Genomic DNA, 20,451 nt, shown 5'->3' with positions numbered 1-20,451 from the left:
ATCCGTCTCCTCCTGTATCAATAGCCGGAGGCAGACTCATTTTTTGCCAGCTTTACCATGCGGCTGGTACCAAGGCGGTCTGCGCCAAGCTTAAGAAACTGCTCTGCGTCATCCATAGTGGAAATGCCGCCGGCTGCCTTCATCTTCACATTCTTGCCAATATGGGCTGCGAAAAGTTCAATGTCAGCAAAGGTCGCGCCTGCTTTGGAAAAACCGGTGGAGGTTTTGATATAATCGGCTCCTGCCGCCGTTACGACCTGACACATACGGACCTTTTCTTCCTCAGTCAGCAGGCAGGTCTCGATAATGACCTTTAAGATCTTATCCCCGCACACTGCCTTCAGACGGCGGATTTCCTCTTCAGCCTGGTCGTAAAGTCCATCCTTTACCCAGCCGATATTGATCACCATATCGATCTCATCGGCTCCGTTTTCAAGGGCATCCCTTGTCTCAAATTCCTTTGCTTTTGTGGTCATGTATCCGTTGGGGAAACCGATGACGGTGCATACGGCCATTTTAGTTCCCACATATTCCTTCGCCTGTTTTACATAGCTTGGCGGGATGCAGACAGAAGCGGTATGATATTCCATGGCTTCGTCGCAGATTCTTTTTATATCTTCCCAGGTGGCTGTCTGTGACAGCAGCGTATGATCTACATGACGCATGATCTCTTTGATTTCCATACGATTAAATCCTCCTTGTGAAATGCCTTAAGCCAACTCCAGCGCGATTTCCATCATTTTACCAAAGCCCAGCTGCCGGTCTGCTGCGCTTAGGGCCTCCGGGCGGTAAATGTGGTCGGAAATGGTAAACATACAGAGGGCCTTCTTTCCTGCCCTGGCAGCGTTCATATACAAAGCGGCTGCTTCCATTTCCACAGCCAGAACCCCCATGGAGCGCCACTTGTCATTGGCGTCCGGGCAGAGGTTGTAGAACACGTCAGAGGACAGGATATTTCCCACCGCTACCGGTGTTCCCTGCTTCTTTGCAATCTCCACAGCCCTGCTTAAAAGTCCGTAGTCAGCGATGGGGGCAAAGGTGCCCGGCAGGCCGTACTGGTAGGCATAATTGGAGTCTGTGCAGGCTCCCATACCGATAACCACATCCATCAGATGCAGGGAATCCTGCAGGGCGCCGGCAGAACCTATACGGATAATATTTTCCACATCATAAAAATGGAACAGCTCATAGGAATAAATTCCAATAGAGGGCATTCCCATGCCCGCGCCCATGACGGAGATTTCCTTTCCTTTATAAGTTCCCGTATACCCGAGCATATTACGCACGGCGGTCACCTGCCTTGGCTGTTCAAGATAGGTTTCAGCGATATATTTTGCCCGCAGGGGATCCCCGGGCATCAGAACCGTCTTGGCGAAGTCGCCCTGTTTGGCACTGTTATGGGGAGTAGGTATATTTGACATAGTTCATTCCTTTCCAGGTCCGGAAACAGTCCGGCCTTATTTAGACTTGACAAAGATCTTTCCATTTGCTGCCGGTGTGTGGGCTTTGCCGACAAAGAAGATCAGGGCCAGCAGCGTTACTACATAGGGGATCATGGAGATCAGATTCGGTGATATCATGTTGCTCTGGCTGGCAAGACTCTTGATGCCGCTGCAGAAACCAAAGAGCAGGCAGGCCAGCATAGAGCCGCCGGGAGAAAACTTACCGAAAATGACAGCCGCGATGGCGATAAAGCCCTGTCCTACGATTACGCTTGGACGGAACTGGTTGATAGTGGCCAGCGTTACAAACGCGCCGCCCAGGCCAGACATAAAGCCGGACAGAATCACACAGAGATAGCGGACGCGGTAAACATCAATACCCAAAGACTCACAGGCCTCTGGATGCTCTCCTACGGCCCTCAGATGAGCGCCGAAACGGGTTTTATAGAAAATGAACCAGCACACAGCCGCCAGGATAAATACCAGATAAGCCACCGAGTATACGTTCAGCACATTGTTTAAAAAGGAACCCGTGGGGAACATTCCGTCAAACAGCTTTGGAAGCTTGCTGGCCGGATCCATGGCAGGCGTATCGGAAGAGTTATCGTACATGGCCTTGCACAGAAAGACCGCAAGACCGGGGCCAAGGAAATTGATGGCAGTTCCGGCAATCGTCTGGTCTGCATGGAAGGAAATGCAGGCTATGGCGTGGATCACTCCAAAGAGCGCGCCGGCCAGTCCGGCGCCAAAGAAGGCCAGCCAGCCGTTTCCGGTTTCCAGACCGAGCACGGCGCCGGTAAAGGCGCCTATGGTCATCATTCCTTCAATACCGATATTAATTACGCCGCTGCGTTCCGAAAAACAGGAACCAAGAGCCGCCAGAAGAAGGGGCGGCGTGGCAATCAGCGTAGCGTTGATCAAAAGGCCGAGATTTTTAATGAGTACATCCATATTAATTTGCCTCCTTCTTCGCTGTGAGTTTCTTTAAAATGATGCGGAAGAGCTGGGCAATGGCAATAAAGAGAATCACACAGCCCATGATAATGTCAACAACCTCGGAAGGCGCTTTGACGATACTGAGTTTGGAACCGCCATATTTCATGGCTCCATAGAACAGTCCGGCAAATATACAGCCAATGGGATTGGAGGAACCGATCAGTGCTACGGTAATTCCCTGGAATCCATAGCCCTCCTGACCTGCGAACTGGCTTAAACGGCCGGACATTCCCAGAATCTGTACGGCTCCGCCAAGTCCTGCCAGGGCTCCGGATATACTGAGAGCGGTCAGGATAGAGGCATCAGAATTGATACCGGCATAAAGAGCGCCGTTGCGGTTAAAGCCGACTGCTTTCAGCTTATAGCCCAGTGTAGTTTTTTCGATGATGATCCAGATGATAATTGCTGCGGCAACCGCCAGAACAATGCCCCAGTTTGCTACCTTGCAGCCAAGCAGATCTCTTAGGCCGTCCGGGAACAGGATACGGGCTGTCTCCGCCACATCCTTTGTGGCCTCACCGCCGCCGTCCTTATGGATTGCAGGAATATTTACCACATAGTTAGACAGATAAAAAGCAATCCAGTTAAACATGATAAAGGACAATACCTCATGGATTCCCCGCCTTACCTTTAAAAGCCCTACTAAGAAAGACCAGATGGCTCCCGCCGCAGCCGCAGCCAGCAGACAGAGGGGGATGTGGATAACTGCCGGAAGCTTTAGGGTAATTCCCAGAACGCAGGCCACCAGGCTTCCCACCACAAACTGGCCCTCCGCCCCGATATTAAACACACCCGTACGGAAGGAAAATGCCACGCTTAAACCGGTAAAAATCAGCGGACTTGCATAAGTCAGAACCCATACCAGATATTTTGGTTTGCTGAATACGCTGTCGATCAGCTTCCCATAGGCAACGGCAGGACTGATCCCGGCAATCAGAAGGAACACAGCTCCTATCAGAAAGCCGGCGATGATCGCAATCACCGTATAAAGTACGTTGGATTCAAGGATACTCTTCTTTTTATTCATTCTTGCGTCCTCCTGCCATCATGTAGCCAAGCTCTTTCTCGTCTGCGTTCTTTCCGGGAACGCTTCCTGTGATCTGGCCGTCAAAGATGACCTCAATACGGTCGGAAAGACTCATGATTTCATCCAGCTCAAAGGAAACAAGGAGAACGGCCCGGTTTTTATTTCTCTGCTCCACCAGATATTTGTGGACAAATTCGATTGCGCCCACATCCAGACCGCGGGTCGGATTCACCGCAATCAGCAGATCCTTGTCATTTGTCACCTCTCTGGCAATAATTACTTTCTGCTGATTTCCGCCGGAAAGTGTGCCCGCAGGCGCAGCCTCGCAGCCTCTGGGCCTTACATCAAAGGCTTCGATCAGTTCTGTGGCATGGGCGCGGATAGCCCTGCGGTTTAAGATTCCCTTATTGGAATAGGGCGCTTCTTCAAAATGCTGCAGGATCAGATTATCCTCGTTGGAAAAATCAAGAATCAGTCCATGCTTCTGGCGGTCTGCAGGAATACTGGAAATGCCGCTCTCAAAGGTCTCCTTGGGAGTATGGTTGATCACTTCTTTTCCCAGCATCTTAACGCTGCCGGATTTGGCTTTCTTTAACCCGGTCAAAATCTCCACAAGCTCTGTCTGGCCGTTTCCGTCTACACCTGCAAGGCCTACGATCTCGCCCCGGCGCACCGTCAGATCCAGTCCCTTTAAGACCTCTACATCTCTGTAGTCTCTTGCATGGATGTCCCTTACTTCCAGCACCACCTCGCCCGGCTCCTGATCCTTTTTATCCACCTTGAAATTCACATCGCGGCCTACCATCATGGCTGCGAGATCATTCTCTGTTACCTCGTCTACCTTGACGGTGCGGATATACTTACCCTGGCGGATAATGGTACAGTAATCCGATGACGCAGTAATTTCCTTCAATTTATGAGTGATCAGGATGACGCTTTTTCCATCCTTTGTCAGGTTGTCAATGATCTCCATAAGCCCTTCGATCTCCTGAGGCGTCAAAGACGCTGTAGGCTCGTCTAAGATCAGTGTGTCTGCTCCACGGTAAAGAACCTTTAAAATCTCCACTCGCTGCTGCATACCGACAGAAATGTCCTCGATCCTGGCGTCAGGATCCACCTTCATTCCATAACGTTCAGAAAGTTCCATTACCTTTTTTCTGGCAGTCGTCTTGTCAATGGCAAGCCCTTTTACAGGCTCGATCCCCAGAATAATATTATCTGTAACCGTAAATGGCTGAATCAGCATAAAATGCTGATGAACCATACCGATTCCGATATCAATAGCGTCCTTGGGGCTTGAAAAATGCACTTCTTTTTCTTTAATAAAGATCTGTCCGCTGGTAGGCTTATACAGGCCGCAGAGCACATTCATCATGGTGCTCTTTCCGGCGCCGTTTTCTCCCAGGATCGCGTGTACCTCACCCTTATGCACCGTCAGGTTAATATGGTCGTTGGCTGTAAAGGTCCCGAATTTCTTTACAATATCCTTCATACGGACCATGACCTGACTTTCATCCATATGGCTGGTTTTTCCCATGTCCGTTCCTCCTTTTTCATATGATGATAATGTCCTGAAAGCCCATCTCCCTCAGTATGTCAGCCAGATGCCTGAGAAATTCAGGTGATGGAACCGTGTAGTGAGAATACTCCTCTCTCACTCCCATGGGCCGGTACGCGATCAGTTTAATACGGATCTCCCGTATGCTTCGGTATGGAGCCAGATAAGCTCCTATTGCGCGTATGCTTTCCTCCCCGTTATAAAGTTCGGGGACGATCACTGCCCTGACCTCCTCAAGTTTTCCAAGTTCTGCCAGATATGCCGCGTTCTTAAGAACGGTATCATTGCCTTCGTCGGTGATACGCCGGTGAGCATCGCCATCAAAGGCCTTGATATCCAGCATCATGCCGTCTGAACACTCCACCAGCTCCGGATAATCCCAGAAAGGGATTGTGCCGTTGCTGTCAATCAGACAGCTTAGATTGTCCTTTTTTGCCAACTTGAAAAGTTCCTTTAAAAAATCCGGCCAGAGCATACATTCTCCGCCGGATACTGAGATACCCCGGATAAAAGGGATCTGTTTTTTGACACAGTCATACACTTCTTCCGGTGTCATTTCCCTCACTCTTGGGGAGCTGTCATGGGGACAGACATGGATACAGGCATCGCACTGGACGCAGGAGTTCTGCGTCCAGTTCACCCGTCCATTTTCTCCCAGAGACAGTGCCCCGGCGGGGCACTGCGCCACACAGGCCCCGCAGCTTATGCAGAGCCGTCTGGTTTCGGGATTGTGACAGTATTTGCAGTTGATATTGCAGCCCTGAAGAAAGACTGCCGTTCGGTTGCCCGGGCCGTCTACGCTGCTGAATGGAATGATCCTGTTGACGACAGCTTTCATCAGCGCACCTTTCTCTCCAGAATATGGCCATTTTTAGAGGCTCCCAGTCCAAGACCGGTGGTATTTTGAAGAACTGCCTCGCCCTGATCCAGCTTTTCCATCTCAGAACGCTTTACCAGATAACCGGTTACGCGGATTACGTCGCTGTCGCTGGAGTAGAAGGACAGGTAGCGCAGATCCATTTTGAAAGCGCCTTTGATAATATCCAGTACGTATTCAGGATTGCGGTGTACCGTCAGGTCGATGGGGAAGATATCGCCGGTACCGGAAGTAAAATACTTATGAAAGTTCTCCAGTACCTTTAACTGATCGATCAGTTCTGCTGGTTCCTCTCCGATGGGGATACGGGTGCCGGGGGTCACGCCTACATCTTCTGCGATTCCTACCTGCGCATGAAGGAGGAAGTGACCTCCTGTTCCCTCGCAGTAGGGATTTACATGAGCTTCATTAAAGGCCTGAATCTGCTCCATGATTTCAACACCCAGCTTTGTGGCGATCTCGTCATGGCCGAAACGTCCCCTGATTCCTTCCTTTTCCAGAAGGATATTAACGCATTCTGCAAGGCCTACCAGACCATACATACCGGAGAAGCGGTCTCTGTGGATAAAGCCCTCCTTTGCGAGGAAATGGTTCTCAAAAAAACCGCTTTCCTCTACTTCAAAGCGAATCCGCTCATCCATATACCGCGCCATGATATCCAGCACATAGGGAAGCTCTTTTTCTTTAAAATCCTGGATGCTGTCAGCTCTTTTTGCGATATTTCCCAGGATCAGGCGGCACAGCGTATAAGCGCCGCCGCCGTAGAGCAGGCCGTTATAGCAGCTGGCAATTACATAGCCCTCTCCCAGCTCGCTCTTAAACATATTGTGATTGGCAAAGCTGGGCTTTGCACTGTGAAGTGCACAGCGGATGGCCTCCAGGGCAAACTCGTCCTCTGTCACGCCTTCTTCATATTTCATGGTGATATTAGGAACTGCATTTTCCAGTTCGGTTTCCACTTCCAGAAGCAGACGGCCGGCTTTTGTGGCCCTGGGGCCAATGTTTGCATGAGAGAAGGAATCCAGTACAGTGCGGTCAATGTGCGTCATAAACAGCTTTAACAGCTTTTTGGCCTGTGCCTCATCCACTGTGTCGATAAATGGCTCCAGCAGCTCGTCCAGCTGTCCTACATAGACCGGATAATTGGTCACACTGGGAACGTGCTTGTAAAAGATCAGCAGGCTGTTCAGTGCCTCATACAGATCCGTGGGCGGTTCCAGCTGGAGAAATCTGCTGCCTTCCTTCATAAATTTTGCGTAATCCGGAATGATATAACGCGGCCGCATAGGCGCATGGCCTTCTGCCAGATCACAGATGCACTTACGGTCAATGGGAACATTCAACAGCTCGTCCAGCCCTTCGGGAAGGTCCAGGACCTCCATCAGGGAATCTGCCTGGCAGGCTAAATTGGTCAGCTTCTGTTCATGGGTTAAAACAGGACTTTCAATGATATTTAAAATGTTCTCTCTTGTCTCGTTTACACGCTCCATTGAAATGTCACGCATTACGGTTCCTCCTTCTTGCTGCTGTAAAAATTAGTCTAACTGATATACGTCGCCGTATGCAGCCTCAAACTCTTCCTTGCTGGAAGGAACAGTTACTTCGCCTGCTACGATCTTCTTCTTAACATCCTCAACGGCCTTCTTAACATCCTCTGGGAGCAGATCCTGAGAAGGAGCAATATCAACGCCGCCTGCTGCCAGGTCATATGTATGAACGCCGCCCTTTAAGGTTCCGTTAATCAGAGACTCAACGCTGTCATATACGGCATTGTCAACACGCTTCATAGCGGAAGTAACTACAGTGCCTGGAGCATCGTTGTACTGATCTCTGTCAACGCCGATGGCATATACGCCGGCTTCCTGGCAGGCCTCGATTACGCCAAGTCCGGTTGCGCCTGCAGCGTGGAAAATAATGTCAGCGCCGTTGGTGATCGCTGTGCTTGCATTTGTTTTTCCGGTAGCGGGATCAGCAAAGGAGTTTGCGTTGAACTGCTGGATGGTGATGTCAGGATTTGCATCGATAGCGCCTGCGCAGTAGCCGTATCCGAAGAGATTCATGGTCTCGTTGGTCATACCGATTACAAAGCCGATGTTATTTGTCTTTGTCATAAGACCTGCTACATAACCTACCAGGTAGGCAGCCTGCTCCTGGCGGAACATCAGGCAGGTAACGTTTGGAAGGTCGATGGTTGCGTCATCAATGATAGCAAAGTTACAGTCAGGATTTGCCTCGGCCGCCTGTCTGGTAGCGTCTGCCAGCATATATCCTACGCTGATGATCAGATCGTAATCCTCATCAATAAAGGTCTCGATATTGGGAACATAATCAGCATCAGTAGAGGACTCCAGATAGTTCACCTCAACGCCGAAATCCTCAGCAGCCTTCTGCAGTCCCTCCCAGGAGGACTGGTTGAAAGAGCCGTCATTTACGCCGCCTACGTCTGTAACAAGGCCGATTTTAAGATCGGAATTGTCTTTCTTTTCTGCTGCGTCTGTGGTCTTTTCTGCGTCATCTGCTTTTGTGCTCTCCTCTTTTGCAGAACTGTCGGCTGCAGCGGTGGTTTTGGACTCGGCAGAGCTGCCGGAGCCTGCGCAGGCAGTCAGGGACGCTGCCATGGCAGCTGCTAACATCAATGCTACGGTTTTCTTTTTCATAATATTCTCTCCTTTAAAGGTGTATGATGGAGCGCCGTCTCCTGGACGGAACTCATGTAAAACCGGCCGGAGACCGCAGCCTGTGCAGCCCCCGGTCCGGAAATTACCATTGGGATTTACCATTAGGACTCTTTTTTATCCTGACGGATCAGTTCACGGATCGCGCCTATTGCAATGCGGATTGCCATATCCGTATCGTGGACGACCGGATTTTCAAGCCCCAGCTTCTCACGCTCCTGGTTCGCTACTACCAGGAACACAGAACCAGCTCTCACATGAAGAGCACCGGCTACAATAAAAAGCGCTGCAGATTCCATTTCTGATGCAAGACACCCCATCCGTTTCCAGGCTTCCCATTTGTTTAAAAGCTCATAGCTTACAGGCATCCGCTCCGGGGAGTGCTGCCCGTAGAAGGCATCCTTACACTGAACTACACCGGCAAAATACTCCTGCTTTAACTCTCTGGCAGAAAGAACCAGAGCGTTCGTAACTGCAAGGTCAGCTACCGCGGGAAACTCGATGGGAGCATACTCTCTGCTGGTGCCTTCCATACGAATGGCCCCGGTGGCGATCACTGCATCGCCGCTTTTTACTTCCGGCTGCATACCGCCGCAGGTACCCACGCGGATAAACGTATCAGCTCCGCAGTTTACCAATTCCTCCATTGCGATGGAGGCAGAAGGGCCGCCGATTCCGGTGGAGGTGACGCTTACCTTCACTCCGTCCAGATAACCGGTATAGGTTACATATTCCCGGTTGTCTGCGATCAGCACCGGATCATCGAAATACTTTGCGATCTTGGCGCAGCGCTTGGGATCGCCAGGCAGGATTACATAACGCCCCACCTCGCCTTTTCCCACCTGGATATGATACTGTTTATTGGGATCTTCTGAATAATTCAACTCTTATTCCTCCTAAATCTTACATCAGGGAAACCGTTATACAAGATCGGCTTCCGTAATGGATTTTACATTTGGTGTTCTTCCATCCTCAGAGGAAGGAATGGTCAGCTTGCCTTCTTTTAAAAGCTTCACTGCCTCATCATGCTTGGCTGCATCCCAGTCGTTGCCGACGATCTTCCAGTTATTGTCCAGAGACGGGGTGAGAACGCCGCCCTTTACTTCATTGATATAAAGGCCGATCAGTTCACGGACGCCGCCAACCTCACCACGGACATCGATCTCAAGCAGTTTGGGAAGCGCGTCACCCTCTTTATATACCTCACCCGCTGTCAGCAGCTGAGAGGAAGCGCGGTAATTATTCACTGCAATGGTAAATACATCCTCATCCTTTACAGGCGTCCCGTCTGGCCAGGTCAGATTCTGGATTCTGCTTCCTGGTTCATTTGCAATATTGATCTCATAATTGACACCTGCAAACATATCATACTGATAAGCGCGCATATCAGGATTAAAAGAAATGGTCAGATCCTTCGGCTTCCATGTATTATAGTAGGAAGCGGTCCACTCCATATACTGTTTTAACTGGGCTCCGGTCATTTCCAGCTTATACAGGGTATTTGCATATTTGTAAACAAGAGCCGTATCACATTTGCGGATATCGCCCACCTTCAGGTTGGCATTCATATTAAACAGAGCTGCAGCAGAAACATCCGCGTCTGTATAGTACATCTGCACTTCATTGATCAGGTCGATCAGGGCTGTGTCCTGAATCTGGGCCGTGGGTATCTCGGCAATCTCATTTTCAGGAGCCAGGTCGCCGCCCTCCAGCCGGCCGATCACAACTGCGGCGTCCTCCCTGGCCCGCTCATCATAGGGAGCCAGTTTAGCCATCAGTTCTTCATCCGGCGCATACTTACTCATATCCAGGCTTTCGGAGGTGCGGTCTACTACGTCCCAGCTTCCATCCTCCTGCTTTTCAAGCATCAGATGAACCTCAGCCAGTGTAGCCGCGCTGTTTTTGTTCATTACCACAAGAACGCCGTTTACCTCCTCACCGGGGATCAGCTGGTGTTCATGGGAAGCAACAATCAGATCCAGTTCCGGGCAGGCATTTGCCAGATCCGTTGCGCCGGAGTTCTTCACTTCATATTCATTGTTCATACCCATATGCATGGCAGCGATAAGAACGTCCGTCTGATCCTTGATCTCGGAAATGATCTTTTTCGTCTCTTCTACCGGATCTGTTACAGTCCAGCCCTCAAGGTTGGCCGAATCCCATCGTGTAATATTGGGCGTCACCATACCGATTACACCGATTTTTACACCGTTTTTTTCGATGATGGTGTAGCCGTCCGCCAGAGGGTTTCCCTCTGCGTCCTTTACATTTCCGGTCAGAACAGCAGCCTTCTGCTGAGAAATGATCTTCTTTAACACATCGCCGCCAAAGTTGTATTCATGGTTTCCCGTTACCCACACATCGTACTTCATTTCATTCATTGCCAGTACCATGGGATGGATCTCCTCGTCAAAGAACAGGTCTGCGGAATTATCCTGAATCGTATCGCCTGCATCCACCAGAAGGGTATTTTCTGTTCTTAATTCCTTTACAGCAGTGGCAATCTGAGCCATGCTTCCCGACTTGCTCTCTTCATTTAAGGCATAATCCCAGGGATCAAATTTTCCATGCAGATCGCTGGTTGCCAGAATCTGCAGATCCATGGTTTCCTTTTCCTGGGGCTGGGTTGCTGAAGCCGCCTCTGTTGCCTGTGCCGTGCTGGTTTCCTCCGCCTTTTTTTGCGTACTGCATCCTGCAAGTACCATCGCCGCCGCTGCAAATACGGCTGCAACTTTTTTCCACTGTTTCACCATAAGATTCTCCTTTTTCAGAAAATATGATATTTTATACAGGCATCTGCCTGCTGCTTAACAGAAAGGCCCGGATTATCCCTGCCGGCCGTAAAGGCCCCTCTGTCAGATCCATTCTGTTGCCGCCAAAGGCGTTCTAGCTTATGATTTCATTCATTCTGGAGTCTGCCAGCTTCTGCAGACGTTGGTACTGTTCCTGACTTAATGTAATATTCCATCCTTCTTTTGCAATATATCCTCCGGATTCCAGACTCTTGATGGTCCGGGTAATGGTCCGTTCTGAAAGCCCGGTCATTTCCGCAAAATCCTTCCGGCTGATGTGGGCACTGTATTTTCCGTTCACTTCATATGACCGGTATAGCTTAAGCAAAACCTGATAAATGCGCTGATTTCCGGGAAGAAGCACATAGAGGCGCTCTTTCCTGGCCTGTTCCAGAAGATAATTGACGATCTCCATCGTCTCCATCTGAAACGCGTTGCTGTCGCTTTTAAGCCACCGCTCATATTGATCACGTCCGATTTTCAAAAAAACACTTTTTTCCAGAGCCGCCAGTGTGGTTTTATACCGTTCCATTCCGCCTAAGATTTCCATAACTCCAAAAATCTCAATAGGATAGAACTGAAAGAAACCGTATACAGCTTCCTGCACCCGGTAATCTACGGCGGAAACCTGTCCCTGAAGCAGAACATATACGCGGTCAGCGCTCTCCCCTTCGCTGATAAAGATCGTTCCCGCAGGAATTTCTACAACCTGAAACTGCTTTAGCAGCCAGTGAGGAGCGCCTGCAAAATACCGGTTCAGGTACTCCTGCTTTTCTTTGTCCAGATTTAGGATCTGTTCAGCCGCTTCATCCATAAACCACCCTGTTGCAGAGCACTCATCCTCTCTTTTGTTTAAAGGCTGATACGTCTCTGTTTTGTATATTTTTGTCATTTCCGGTTTTCTCCATCATATCATATTTCCACAAAGAATAAAAGGACATATGGCACTTTTGTACGAAAAACAAAGTATTTTTATTATGTTTAGCACAAAAAAAACACCAGACCGACGAAGTATCTGGTGGTTTTTTCGTACCTGTCCGACCGCGGACTGTCTGTACCGTTAAGTTTATCACAAACGAGAGGGGGATTCAATCATTTTCTGAATAATGTCGGGCCTATTCCTCTATCTTCTCCAGAAACGCCCGAAATTCTTCTTTTGCCCGTTGGATTTCTCCATTGTCATACGAATTCAGCGCCCGCTCCAATTTGCGGATGGCTGCCTCTGCAAAATGGACACCCTTGGTCTTGGCTGTATCCTTCCCACTACCAGGGCAGATTGGGGACTTTCACCCGTTAGAAACGTGCGCCGCCAGGCGCACAACAAAAACAAGACGCTCAGAAAATATCTGAACGTCTTGTTTTTAAGAATTTTAATTTAATCCTGCAAGTATGAATTATTCCTCAATGCTTACGATCTCTCTCTTGTTGTAGCTTCCGCAAGCCTTGCATACTCTATGAGGCATCATCAGGGCTCCGCACTTGCTGCACTTTACCAGATTTGGTGCGCTCATCTTCCAGTTTGCTCTACGGCTATCTCTTCTTGCTTTAGAAGATTTATTCTTTGGACAAATAGACATGGTTTACACCTCCTTCAACTGCTTAAAAATATCCTGGATAACTGACATTCTCGGGTCTAGTGACTTGCCTGCGCAGTCACAAGCCCCACGGTTGAGATTTGTGCCACATCTATTGCAAATCCCCTTGCAGTTATCACTGCAGAGAACTCTCATAGGCAGGTTCAGCATCAATTCACTGCTAACCAACTGGTCGATATCCAGACTACAGCCATTCAAGTAGAACTGTTCATTCAAGTCGGCCATCCTCGCCTCATCCGTCAGGTTCAGATCCAGCTCCTGATCAAACTCCAGCAAAAACGGCACCTTGACCGGCTCAAGACAACGAGCACACGGAATCCACAGGCTCAATCTGGTCTCCCCTGTCACGGTAAAAACCCGATCTCCCTGATTGGTGATCACTAATCTTACCAATTCCCTGTCTGCAACTTTATAGTCATTCATGCCATCGCAAAAGATCTCCAGTTCCAGAGGTACTGTATACTCTTTTGCTTTTCCTTTTATAAAAAACAGTTCTGATAAATCAATCAGCATATTAACCTCCTAATACGCATCCGTTTCATTATAACCTTAAGGTTCTCCTTTGTCAACTGATTTTATATTCTTCTGGCGTATTTTATTTTTGTATTCTTTTACTGTCATTTTTTCATATTTTTTAAATACTTTGCTGAAATAACTGCTCTCATTATATCCCAGCCGGAACGCTACGTCTGCGATGCTGTCCTCTGTAAAATAAAAATATCCTTTGGCCAGGTGCATTTTTTTCATGTGAAGATACTCAGTTACGCTGACCCGGAACTGATCCCGGAAGATTCGGCTCAGATAGCCCTGGCTGATCGCGCAGTTTTCAATGACCGTATTCAGGGAAATATCCTCTTTAATATGCTGTTCAATATAAATAAAAATCTGTTCCAGAAGGGGATATCGGCTGATGCTGTTCTGGCAGAACAAATAGTCCATCACCCGGAAAAGCCATAATTCAGACGCCTTGGGATCCAGAATCAGCCCTTCATTGACAGGAAACATATCTGTCAGGTTATGATTGCCTCCGTATAGATTCCTGGTATTTAAAAGGCTTTGTCCAAGATAGGTAAAAACCTTGATAAGCCTGGCTGTGTCCATACCGCTGTCCTCGTAAATAGCCTTTATAATGTCAGGCAAAACCTCATAAAATTTTTTAAAATCCTTCCGTTTCAGAAGATCCACAAGAAGCTTCATGTGCTCGTGGGAATCATCCTCATGCTCGGTTTTATAATTTTCCAGAATCTTTTTAAGCATCTGATTTGTAATGGGTTTTTCCAGTACATCCTTTAAAGTCTCCTGTCCTGCATTTCGGATCAGGACGCTGGAGGCATGAGCCGATAAAATATAAATCGCAATATCCGGGTTGATCTGATGGATGATCCGGCTGGCTTCCAGGCCGGTTATTCCCGGCATCTGCATATCCAGAAAGACGATATCAACAGGAGCTGTCCGGCAAATAGAGACCGCGCTTTCTCCAGAGCATACCGCATCTGTCACTGTAAAGGCTTCTTCCCTGCTGATCATGACTTTCAATGCCTCTCTCATCAGAACGTCATCATCTGCAATCAAAATCCGATACATTTTTATTCAACCCTCTTTCTTCATAGCGCTCCGGCCAGACAAGGAGACTTTTACAGCCACTGTTCCTGCTGCATTCAACGGTTACTTCACATTTTTCTCCAAAAAAACGCTGCATTTTTTCTTTTGCGTAGTCCATGCCAAGATGGATGTAATACCCCTCATGCATATCCTTATAGGATTCGTATTTGATATCGATTTCTTCCTGGGTTAAGCCTAATCCGGTGTCCATAATTTCCAGAACCAGCGTATTATTTTCAAGATGTCCGGCAATCGTGATCCTGCCCCCTTCCTCTTTCAGCATAATCCCATTATATACTGCATTTTGGACAAACGGCAGCAGAACGTCCGAAGGCATCTTCTGGATATATATATCTTTTGGTATCTGGATCGAAAAGCGCAGGCGGTCTCCCAGCTTTTTCTGCTGAAAAGTCAAATAGCGCTCAGCCTGCTCCACTTCCTCGCCGATTGATACAAAGGTTCCCTTGTCTGAATATTTGTACTTAATATAGGCGATAAAAGAACTTAAAAGCTCGTTCGTCTGAGGCGCGTTTTCAATCACCGTCAAATTAAGGAGTGATGTGAACATATCCAGCAGTTCATAGGGATCTGAGTGGATCTTAAGCTCCTGCACCTCTCTGGTTTTTGCAATATTTTCTTTTATGTAACGCTGGTTTAATGACTGGATCTTTTTAATGTGCTTTTTAAGAGCATCCTCCTGCATATGCTGGCTGATCTCATTTTCACTCAGCTGATTGATAACAAGGAATACTAAATTTGCAATATCCATGAATTTTTCATATGAGTGAACGGGGATTTCCTCTAAAAGCCCCTTCAGCTCAGAGGCCACCTGATCCGACTCGGCAGAGTGCATGACAGCCGATAAACGGCTGACGGTCTCAGGCGCATCATTACAGCGAATCTGCCCCCCGATAAAGCCGCCAAGATAATGTCCTCTTACGATAATAGGAATGGCCACCTCCAGCAGACCGCATGGACAAAAATATACATTTGTCTTTTTGGTTACAGCCGCCTGTATGGAACCAAAGGCATCTGAGGACTTACAGCGTTCAAAGGCAACCGGGTTATTCCGCACTTCCCGGCAGAAACGACTGAAGGAGGTAGCTTCTGTAATGGGTTCTCCTTTAAAGTCTACCGTGATAAATGCCAATCCTGTGGCCTTAGAAAGCCGCTTCTGAATATCCTCCAGTTTATCTTTTCCAAAAAGGTGGATAATGTCTAATTTGCTCACCCCATTTTCAGCATTAGCACTGAAATAAGCATCTAACTGTTCTGCCTGAAACTCATCCGCTGGAAATATCTCAAAATAATCCACGGGTTACACTCTCCTTTTCCTGTTTACAATTTATTTTACCATCTTTTTCCACTATAAACAACTGACTTTTCAAACGCACCAAAACCTGAAACAGAACAGAATTTGGAATCTGTTCCATTTCAGGTTTTATGTATCTCCACATTCAGATCAATAAATTGAAAGCAAGATTTCCTTAATCGCAGCAGCTCCGATCGCTCTCGGAGTTGTACCCAGGCAAAAGTCCATAAGCGCATTTGCCGTCATGTTAGGGATCTGCTTTTCGTAGTCCTCTTTGCTGATTCCTAACTCCCTGATGGTAAAGGGCATTTTCATGCAGCGCATCAACAGGGTTATCATCTCTTTTAGTGCTGATACAGCCAGAGCCGGAGACTCACTGGACCCGGTCAGCTGAACCTTGCAGGCGAGCGCCCCATACTTACGCATGATGCCATAATCTGCACAGTTATAGTCGATCACCCGGTTTAAAAGTATGGCATTTGCCAGCCCATGGGGAATATGAAAGGTTCCTCCCAGCTGATGCGCAATACTGTGATTGACGCCAAGACCGGCTGTGTTAAAGGCCATTCCCGCCAGGGTTGACGCCTCATGCATACAGGTTCTGGCTTCCAGATTTTTGCCGTTTTGGAAGCAGCTTAAAAGAGACTTTGTAAGAAGCTCCACCGCTTTTTCAGCCAGCGCATCCGAAAATGTATTTGCATTATATGCCACATAGGCCTCTAATGCGTGAGTCAATACATCCATGCCTGTATTGGCAGTCACAGACGGAGGAACCGATAAAGTAAGGCCTGCATCTAAAAGAGCCGTATCTGCCAGAATATCATCCGATGCAATTAAATGCTTTGCCCTGCTTTCAGGATCTGTGATAACTGCAACGGAAGTAACCTCTGATCCAGTGCCGCTGGTAGTGGGAATCGTAATAAACTGCGGCTTGGAGATCAACTTCTTAATCCCTGCAAAATAAAGAATTCCTTTGGCTGTATCAATGGCGGAGCCGCCCCCAAAGCCAATCACAATGTCAGGGTGTATTCTGCAGATCATGGCTACACCCTTTCCCACTACTTCAATGGTGGGATCAGGAATGGCCTGATCAAAAATGACCACTTCATTGCTGGAATCCAAAGTTTCCGTCACATAGCGGACTGCACCGCTTTCAGATAAAAATTGATCGCAGACCACCATGATACGCTTCCCGTGGATATTTCTCATATATTCCACTGCATAATGTCCGCTGAAAATCTTTGTTTTAATAAATACATTTGACATTTGCATCTCTCCTTAACTGCCGGTTGAAATGCTGATGGTTATCGAATGCTGAAGGCATCCGTCATAACGCACTTGCGTTTCCGGCAGAAGCTTCTGGCAGAGGTAAGCCCCTCGCCTGTAGGCCCTGCGATCGTGAACGTAGTGTGGCCTTCTCCGCCGACTCCGATTCCGGCATAGGAAGGAGCATTTTTAACAAAAATCGTAGTTTCCATGATTTTTGCCATTTTACTCAGTTTTTCAACATCCCTGGAGTGCATCATAGCCGTATGGCGATTGCCGTGTTCTGCCTCATGTGCGTATTCAATTGCAGTATCTACATCATCGACTCTCACGATTGGCAGAATCGGCATCATAAGCTCTTCCTGCACCAGAAGGTGATCCTTCGGCACTTCTGTGATAATGACCCGGATCGAATCATCCACAGAGATACCCAGCTGATTTAAAATGTATTTTGCGCTCTTACCGACAAATGATGTTTTCGGGCCGCCTTTTTCTGTCGTTACAAGAGCGACCAGCTTTTGAGTCAGGCTTTGATCGGTAATTTCAAAGGCTCCGTTTAGCTTCATGCAGTGAATCAGATAATCGCAGATAGAATCAACCGCAAATACTTCCTTTTCCGCAATACATGGAACATTGTTGTCAAAACTGCAGCCTGCTATAATATCTGCGGCTGCCTTTTCAATATCTGCGGTGCTGTCCACCACAACCGGAGGATTGCCGGCGCCGGCGCCGATGGCCTTTTTCCCGGAAGAAAGCACCTTTTTAACAATAGACGGGCCGCCTGTAGCCACCAGAAGCCGAACCTTGGGATTTTCAATCATATGGTTGGTATTTTCAATGGAAGGCTCTTCAACCATAGTGATCAGATTCTCAGGCGCTCCCGCCTCCAATAAGGCCTTATTCAACATTTTTACCAGCATCTGAGACACTTTTTTCGCTCTTGGATGAGGACTGAATACAACGGTATTGCCTCCTGCAATCATTGAGATGGAGTTGTTGATAATTGTTTCCGTCGGATTCGTCGTTGGTGTAATGGCTCCAATTACACCAAATGGGCAATATTCTACCAGTGTAAGACCGTGATCGCCGGTTACAGCCTCTGTTGCAAGATCTTCTGTTCCTGGAGTTTTCTCCGCTGCCAGACGGTTTTTAATCAGCTTGTGCTCATAGCAGCCAATTTCTGTTTCTTCTACGGCAAGTCTGGAAATCAATTCAAGATTTTCTTTTTTGAGAACTGCTGCACGGATCGCATCCACATATTTCTGCCGCTGCTGGATTTTGGAGAACAATAATTCTTTCTGCGCTTTTTCGGAAGCGGAAATTGCCTCATCCATGGTCTTGAAAACTCCGTAATGCTCCACCGGAGCAGGAGCAAAAGCCTTTGGCTGCTCGTTTTTTAATTCTTTTAACGCCTGTTCTATCATCTGTTCAATTACTTTGATATCCATATCCAAGCGTATCACACCTTCTTTCATTTATTATACGGGATCCATTCGGGCATTCCATGCGATTCCCAATGGAGTAACCAGCAAAGCGTCATTTGTTTTAACGGTAGTGATTCCAAGTTCTTTTTCAAAGACGGAATCAAATTCCGTAAAACAGGATGCGCCGCCGACTACATACACCCGGTCAACGTCGAAATTCTTTAAAAAGCTTTTTACAATAGCGGCCATTTTCTGAACCACCGGTTTGATTACAGGAAATACATCCGGTTCTTTTGCAGGATCCTTTTTCAGATTCTCAGCTTCTTCTATGGAAATTCCATAATAGCCAGCCAAAACAAGCGTCATATGGGTGCCGCCGGTGGGTTCGTCCGCAGTAAATATTACCTGCCCGTCTTTTAAAATACTGATGCCCGTAGTTCCGCCGCCCACATCCACAACAGCTCCGTCTGTAATGCCTAAGACGGAAGCGGCTGCCGTGGGCTCATCCATCACATTTGTGACCTCAAATCCGGCGCCCTCTACTACATTTGAGATGCATCTGACATTTCCTTCTATAATCCCTGGAGGGACTGCTGTGGCCGCCCGTTCCAGAGAAACTTCCAGAAGTTCCTCTAACTGAGCTTTCAAACGCCGCACTGTCTGCATGGCTCCTACGAAATCGACTACGATCCCATCCTTTACTGCCCTGGAAACTGCAGTTGCGCCTGCAACCGGCCGGTTTTCCTGATCCGCTACGGCAATTACAATATTTGCCGTACCAAGATCGACTCCCACCTTCAGAGGCCCGGAAAACGAACTGCATTTATTTTCTTCTATTAAACCGGCAAATTCTGACAGCACATCTTTGTTTATAAGCATACAATCCCTCTCTTCTGCTCTCTTACTGGCGACGGATCATCACATAGTCGTTGTTATTCAGTGCGCAGGCATTTGCCTCGTCTACGTCTATATGCATTTCCAGTGAAAACTGATCGGACACTCTCACGAGGACATCTCCAAAGATTCCATGCCGCTCTCCAAAGGTTTCCACTTCTACAATATCCTTATCCTTTACTCCCAGTGCCAGAGCCTGGGAGGGCGTCATATGGATATGCCGGAGAGCAATGATTGCTCCCTGAGAAAGCACAACCGTTCCCTTTGGCCCGATCACTTCAAGCCCCGGTGTCCCTGACAGACATCCGGATTCTCTGATGGGAGGCTTGATCCCAAGCCGAAAACTATCGGTTTTGGAGATCTCCACCTGGCTCTGCTTTCTCACCGGCCCTAAAATCCGTACCCGGTCAAATTCACCTTTTGGCCCCCGTATTGTTACAGTTTCATTGCAGGCGTACTGTCCGGGCTGTTTTAGGTCGCTTTTCTTTGTAAGTTCATAGCCTTTCCCGAAAAGAATCTCCAGGTCTTCCTGGCTTACATGAAAGTGCCGGTTTGAAACGCCGACAGGAATCCTGAACGAATGATAGTTCTGAATCTTTTCCATGACCCTCTGCGTTACCAGTTTCAGCAATTCTTCGTTCACCATCATATCCACCTCCTTTCAGCTGTGTTCATACCTGATTTTGATGGCGCAGGTTTTTTACAGTGTTTTCGGAAGAATCTTTTCTACATCTGTATGAGGTCTTGGGATTACGTGCTGAGATACTACCTGTCCAACATTAGCTGCAGCGGCAGAACCAGCGTCTACAGAAGCCTTAACAGCCCCGACATCGCCGCGTACCATAACGGTTACCAGACCGGATCCGATTTTCTCATATCCTACCAGTTCTACATTGGCTGCTTTTGTCATAGCGTCTGCCGCTTCGATTGCTCCTACTAATCCTTTTGTTTCAACCATTCCTAATGCTTCGTTTGACATATGCTTATCCTC

20 protein-coding genes are annotated in these 20,451 nt (G+C 48.0%); all 20 read right to left on the bottom strand.

The features are described 5' to 3' along the window. Positions 1 to 17 precede the first annotated feature (17 nt). Positions 18 to 683, bottom strand: coding sequence for a deoxyribose-phosphate aldolase (gene deoC / locus HW447_RS00540; RefSeq protein WP_176253376.1), 666 nt, complete (start codon positions 681 to 683; stop codon positions 18 to 20). Between the two features lie 27 nt (positions 684 to 710). Continuing rightward, a complete protein-coding gene (gene deoD / locus HW447_RS00535) occupies positions 711 to 1,421 on the bottom strand; it encodes a purine-nucleoside phosphorylase (protein WP_176253375.1) in 711 nt (236 codons plus the stop codon). 36 nt (positions 1,422 to 1,457) lie between these two features. Continuing rightward, positions 1,458 to 2,393 (bottom strand): ABC transporter permease, encoded by a 936-nt coding sequence (locus tag HW447_RS00530; protein ID WP_176253374.1) that lies wholly within the window; start codon positions 2,391 to 2,393, stop codon positions 1,458 to 1,460. 1 nt (position 2,394) lies between these two features. Next, entirely contained in the window at positions 2,395 to 3,465 is a 1,071-nt protein-coding gene (locus tag HW447_RS00525; protein ID WP_176253373.1) for an ABC transporter permease, read from the bottom strand. Beyond that, a complete protein-coding gene (locus HW447_RS00520) occupies positions 3,458 to 5,002 on the bottom strand; it encodes an ABC transporter ATP-binding protein (RefSeq protein WP_176253372.1) in 1,545 nt (514 codons plus the stop codon). Before HW447_RS00520 ends, HW447_RS00525 begins: the two co-directional genes overlap by 8 nt. Positions 5,003 to 5,018: 16 nt before the next feature. Further along, positions 5,019 to 5,861 carry a YjjW family glycine radical enzyme activase gene (locus HW447_RS00515; RefSeq protein WP_176253371.1) on the bottom strand — a complete coding sequence of 281 codons (843 nt, stop codon included), beginning with the start codon at positions 5,859 to 5,861 and terminating at the stop codon, positions 5,019 to 5,021. After that, the gene (locus HW447_RS00510) at positions 5,861 to 7,405 is read right to left on the bottom strand and encodes a YjjI family glycine radical enzyme (RefSeq protein WP_176253370.1); all 1,545 of its coding nucleotides are present in this window, start codon (positions 7,403 to 7,405) and stop codon (positions 5,861 to 5,863) included. Before HW447_RS00510 ends, HW447_RS00515 begins: the two co-directional genes overlap by 1 nt. Before the next feature lie 30 nt (positions 7,406 to 7,435). Beyond that, on the bottom strand, positions 7,436 to 8,557 hold the full coding sequence (locus tag HW447_RS00505; protein WP_176253369.1) for a BMP family lipoprotein: 1,122 nt from the start codon (positions 8,555 to 8,557) through the stop codon (positions 7,436 to 7,438). Between the two features lie 122 nt (positions 8,558 to 8,679). Beyond that, complete coding sequence (gene udp / locus HW447_RS00500; protein ID WP_176253368.1) at positions 8,680 to 9,459, bottom strand: uridine phosphorylase; 780 nt, start codon at positions 9,457 to 9,459, stop codon at positions 8,680 to 8,682. 36 nt (positions 9,460 to 9,495) lie between these two features. Continuing rightward, on the bottom strand, positions 9,496 to 11,325 hold the full coding sequence (locus HW447_RS00495) for a 5'-nucleotidase C-terminal domain-containing protein (RefSeq protein ID WP_243176165.1): 1,830 nt from the start codon (positions 11,323 to 11,325) through the stop codon (positions 9,496 to 9,498). 136 nt (positions 11,326 to 11,461) lie between these two features. Then, entirely contained in the window at positions 11,462 to 12,259 is a 798-nt protein-coding gene (locus tag HW447_RS00490) for a Crp/Fnr family transcriptional regulator (RefSeq protein WP_176253367.1), read from the bottom strand. Between the two features lie 502 nt (positions 12,260 to 12,761). Then, on the bottom strand, positions 12,762 to 12,944 hold the full coding sequence (gene rpmF / locus HW447_RS00485; protein WP_176253366.1) for a 50S ribosomal protein L32: 183 nt from the start codon (positions 12,942 to 12,944) through the stop codon (positions 12,762 to 12,764). Positions 12,945 to 12,947: 3 nt separating this feature from the next. Next, entirely contained in the window at positions 12,948 to 13,475 is a 528-nt protein-coding gene (locus tag HW447_RS00480) for a YceD family protein (protein WP_176253365.1), read from the bottom strand. A gap of 36 nt (positions 13,476 to 13,511) precedes the next feature. After that, the gene (locus HW447_RS00475; protein ID WP_176253364.1) at positions 13,512 to 14,546 is read right to left on the bottom strand and encodes a response regulator; all 1,035 of its coding nucleotides are present in this window, start codon (positions 14,544 to 14,546) and stop codon (positions 13,512 to 13,514) included. Then, positions 14,521 to 15,879, bottom strand: coding sequence for a PocR ligand-binding domain-containing protein (locus HW447_RS00470; protein ID WP_176253363.1), 1,359 nt, complete (start codon positions 15,877 to 15,879; stop codon positions 14,521 to 14,523). The genes HW447_RS00475 and HW447_RS00470 overlap by 26 nt, the downstream gene beginning before the upstream one ends. Positions 15,880 to 16,026: 147 nt before the next feature. Further along, positions 16,027 to 17,142, bottom strand: coding sequence for a 1-propanol dehydrogenase PduQ (locus HW447_RS00465; protein WP_176253362.1), 1,116 nt, complete (start codon positions 17,140 to 17,142; stop codon positions 16,027 to 16,029). Between the two features lie 38 nt (positions 17,143 to 17,180). After that, complete coding sequence (locus HW447_RS00460; RefSeq protein WP_176253361.1) at positions 17,181 to 18,596, bottom strand: aldehyde dehydrogenase family protein; 1,416 nt, start codon at positions 18,594 to 18,596, stop codon at positions 17,181 to 17,183. Positions 18,597 to 18,620: 24 nt separating this feature from the next. After that, positions 18,621 to 19,445: an ethanolamine utilization protein EutJ gene (gene eutJ / locus HW447_RS00455; RefSeq protein ID WP_176253360.1), complete on the bottom strand. Its 825-nt coding sequence runs from the start codon at positions 19,443 to 19,445 to the stop codon at positions 18,621 to 18,623. A gap of 22 nt (positions 19,446 to 19,467) precedes the next feature. Further along, a complete protein-coding gene (locus HW447_RS00450) occupies positions 19,468 to 20,109 on the bottom strand; it encodes a phosphate propanoyltransferase (RefSeq protein ID WP_243176164.1) in 642 nt (213 codons plus the stop codon). Between the two features lie 51 nt (positions 20,110 to 20,160). After that, on the bottom strand, positions 20,161 to 20,439 hold the full coding sequence (pduA, locus tag HW447_RS00445) for a propanediol utilization microcompartment protein PduA (protein WP_176253359.1): 279 nt from the start codon (positions 20,437 to 20,439) through the stop codon (positions 20,161 to 20,163). Between the last annotated feature and the right edge of the window lie 12 nt (positions 20,440 to 20,451).

The organism is Enterocloster alcoholdehydrogenati, from assembly GCF_013282095.1.
Taxonomy (GTDB): domain Bacteria; phylum Bacillota; class Clostridia; order Lachnospirales; family Lachnospiraceae; genus Enterocloster; species Enterocloster alcoholdehydrogenati.
This window is presented reverse-complemented; position numbering and strand designations above follow the sequence as displayed.

What these genes read in the sequence shown, in the direction of transcription:
- HW447_RS00475 (WP_176253364.1), bottom strand. Translation starts at nt 14,546, where the DNA reads ATGTATCGGATTTTGATTGCAGATGATGACGTTCTGATGAGAGAGGCA.
- rpmF (WP_176253366.1), bottom strand. Translation starts at nt 12,944, where the DNA reads ATGTCTATTTGTCCAAAGAATAAATCTTCTAAAGCAAGAAGAGATAGC.
- deoD (WP_176253375.1), bottom strand. Translation starts at nt 1,421, where the DNA reads ATGTCAAATATACCTACTCCCCATAACAGTGCCAAACAGGGCGACTTC.
- HW447_RS00480 (WP_176253365.1), bottom strand. Translation starts at nt 13,475, where the DNA reads ATGCTGATTGATTTATCAGAACTGTTTTTTATAAAAGGAAAAGCAAAA.
- HW447_RS00525 (WP_176253373.1), bottom strand. Translation starts at nt 3,465, where the DNA reads ATGAATAAAAAGAAGAGTATCCTTGAATCCAACGTACTTTATACGGTG.
- deoC (WP_176253376.1), bottom strand. Translation starts at nt 683, where the DNA reads ATGGAAATCAAAGAGATCATGCGTCATGTAGATCATACGCTGCTGTCA.
- HW447_RS00490 (WP_176253367.1), bottom strand. Translation starts at nt 12,259, where the DNA reads ATGACAAAAATATACAAAACAGAGACGTATCAGCCTTTAAACAAAAGA.
- HW447_RS00465 (WP_176253362.1), bottom strand. Translation starts at nt 17,142, where the DNA reads ATGTCAAATGTATTTATTAAAACAAAGATTTTCAGCGGACATTATGCA.
- HW447_RS00505 (WP_176253369.1), bottom strand. Translation starts at nt 8,557, where the DNA reads ATGAAAAAGAAAACCGTAGCATTGATGTTAGCAGCTGCCATGGCAGCG.
- pduA (WP_176253359.1), bottom strand. Translation starts at nt 20,439, where the DNA reads ATGTCAAACGAAGCATTAGGAATGGTTGAAACAAAAGGATTAGTAGGA.
- HW447_RS00530 (WP_176253374.1), bottom strand. Translation starts at nt 2,393, where the DNA reads ATGGATGTACTCATTAAAAATCTCGGCCTTTTGATCAACGCTACGCTG.
- HW447_RS00450 (WP_243176164.1), bottom strand. Translation starts at nt 20,109, where the DNA reads ATGATGGTGAACGAAGAATTGCTGAAACTGGTAACGCAGAGGGTCATG.
- HW447_RS00510 (WP_176253370.1), bottom strand. Translation starts at nt 7,405, where the DNA reads ATGCGTGACATTTCAATGGAGCGTGTAAACGAGACAAGAGAGAACATT.
- eutJ (WP_176253360.1), bottom strand. Translation starts at nt 19,445, where the DNA reads ATGCTTATAAACAAAGATGTGCTGTCAGAATTTGCCGGTTTAATAGAA.
- HW447_RS00520 (WP_176253372.1), bottom strand. Translation starts at nt 5,002, where the DNA reads ATGGGAAAAACCAGCCATATGGATGAAAGTCAGGTCATGGTCCGTATG.
- HW447_RS00515 (WP_176253371.1), bottom strand. Translation starts at nt 5,861, where the DNA reads ATGAAAGCTGTCGTCAACAGGATCATTCCATTCAGCAGCGTAGACGGC.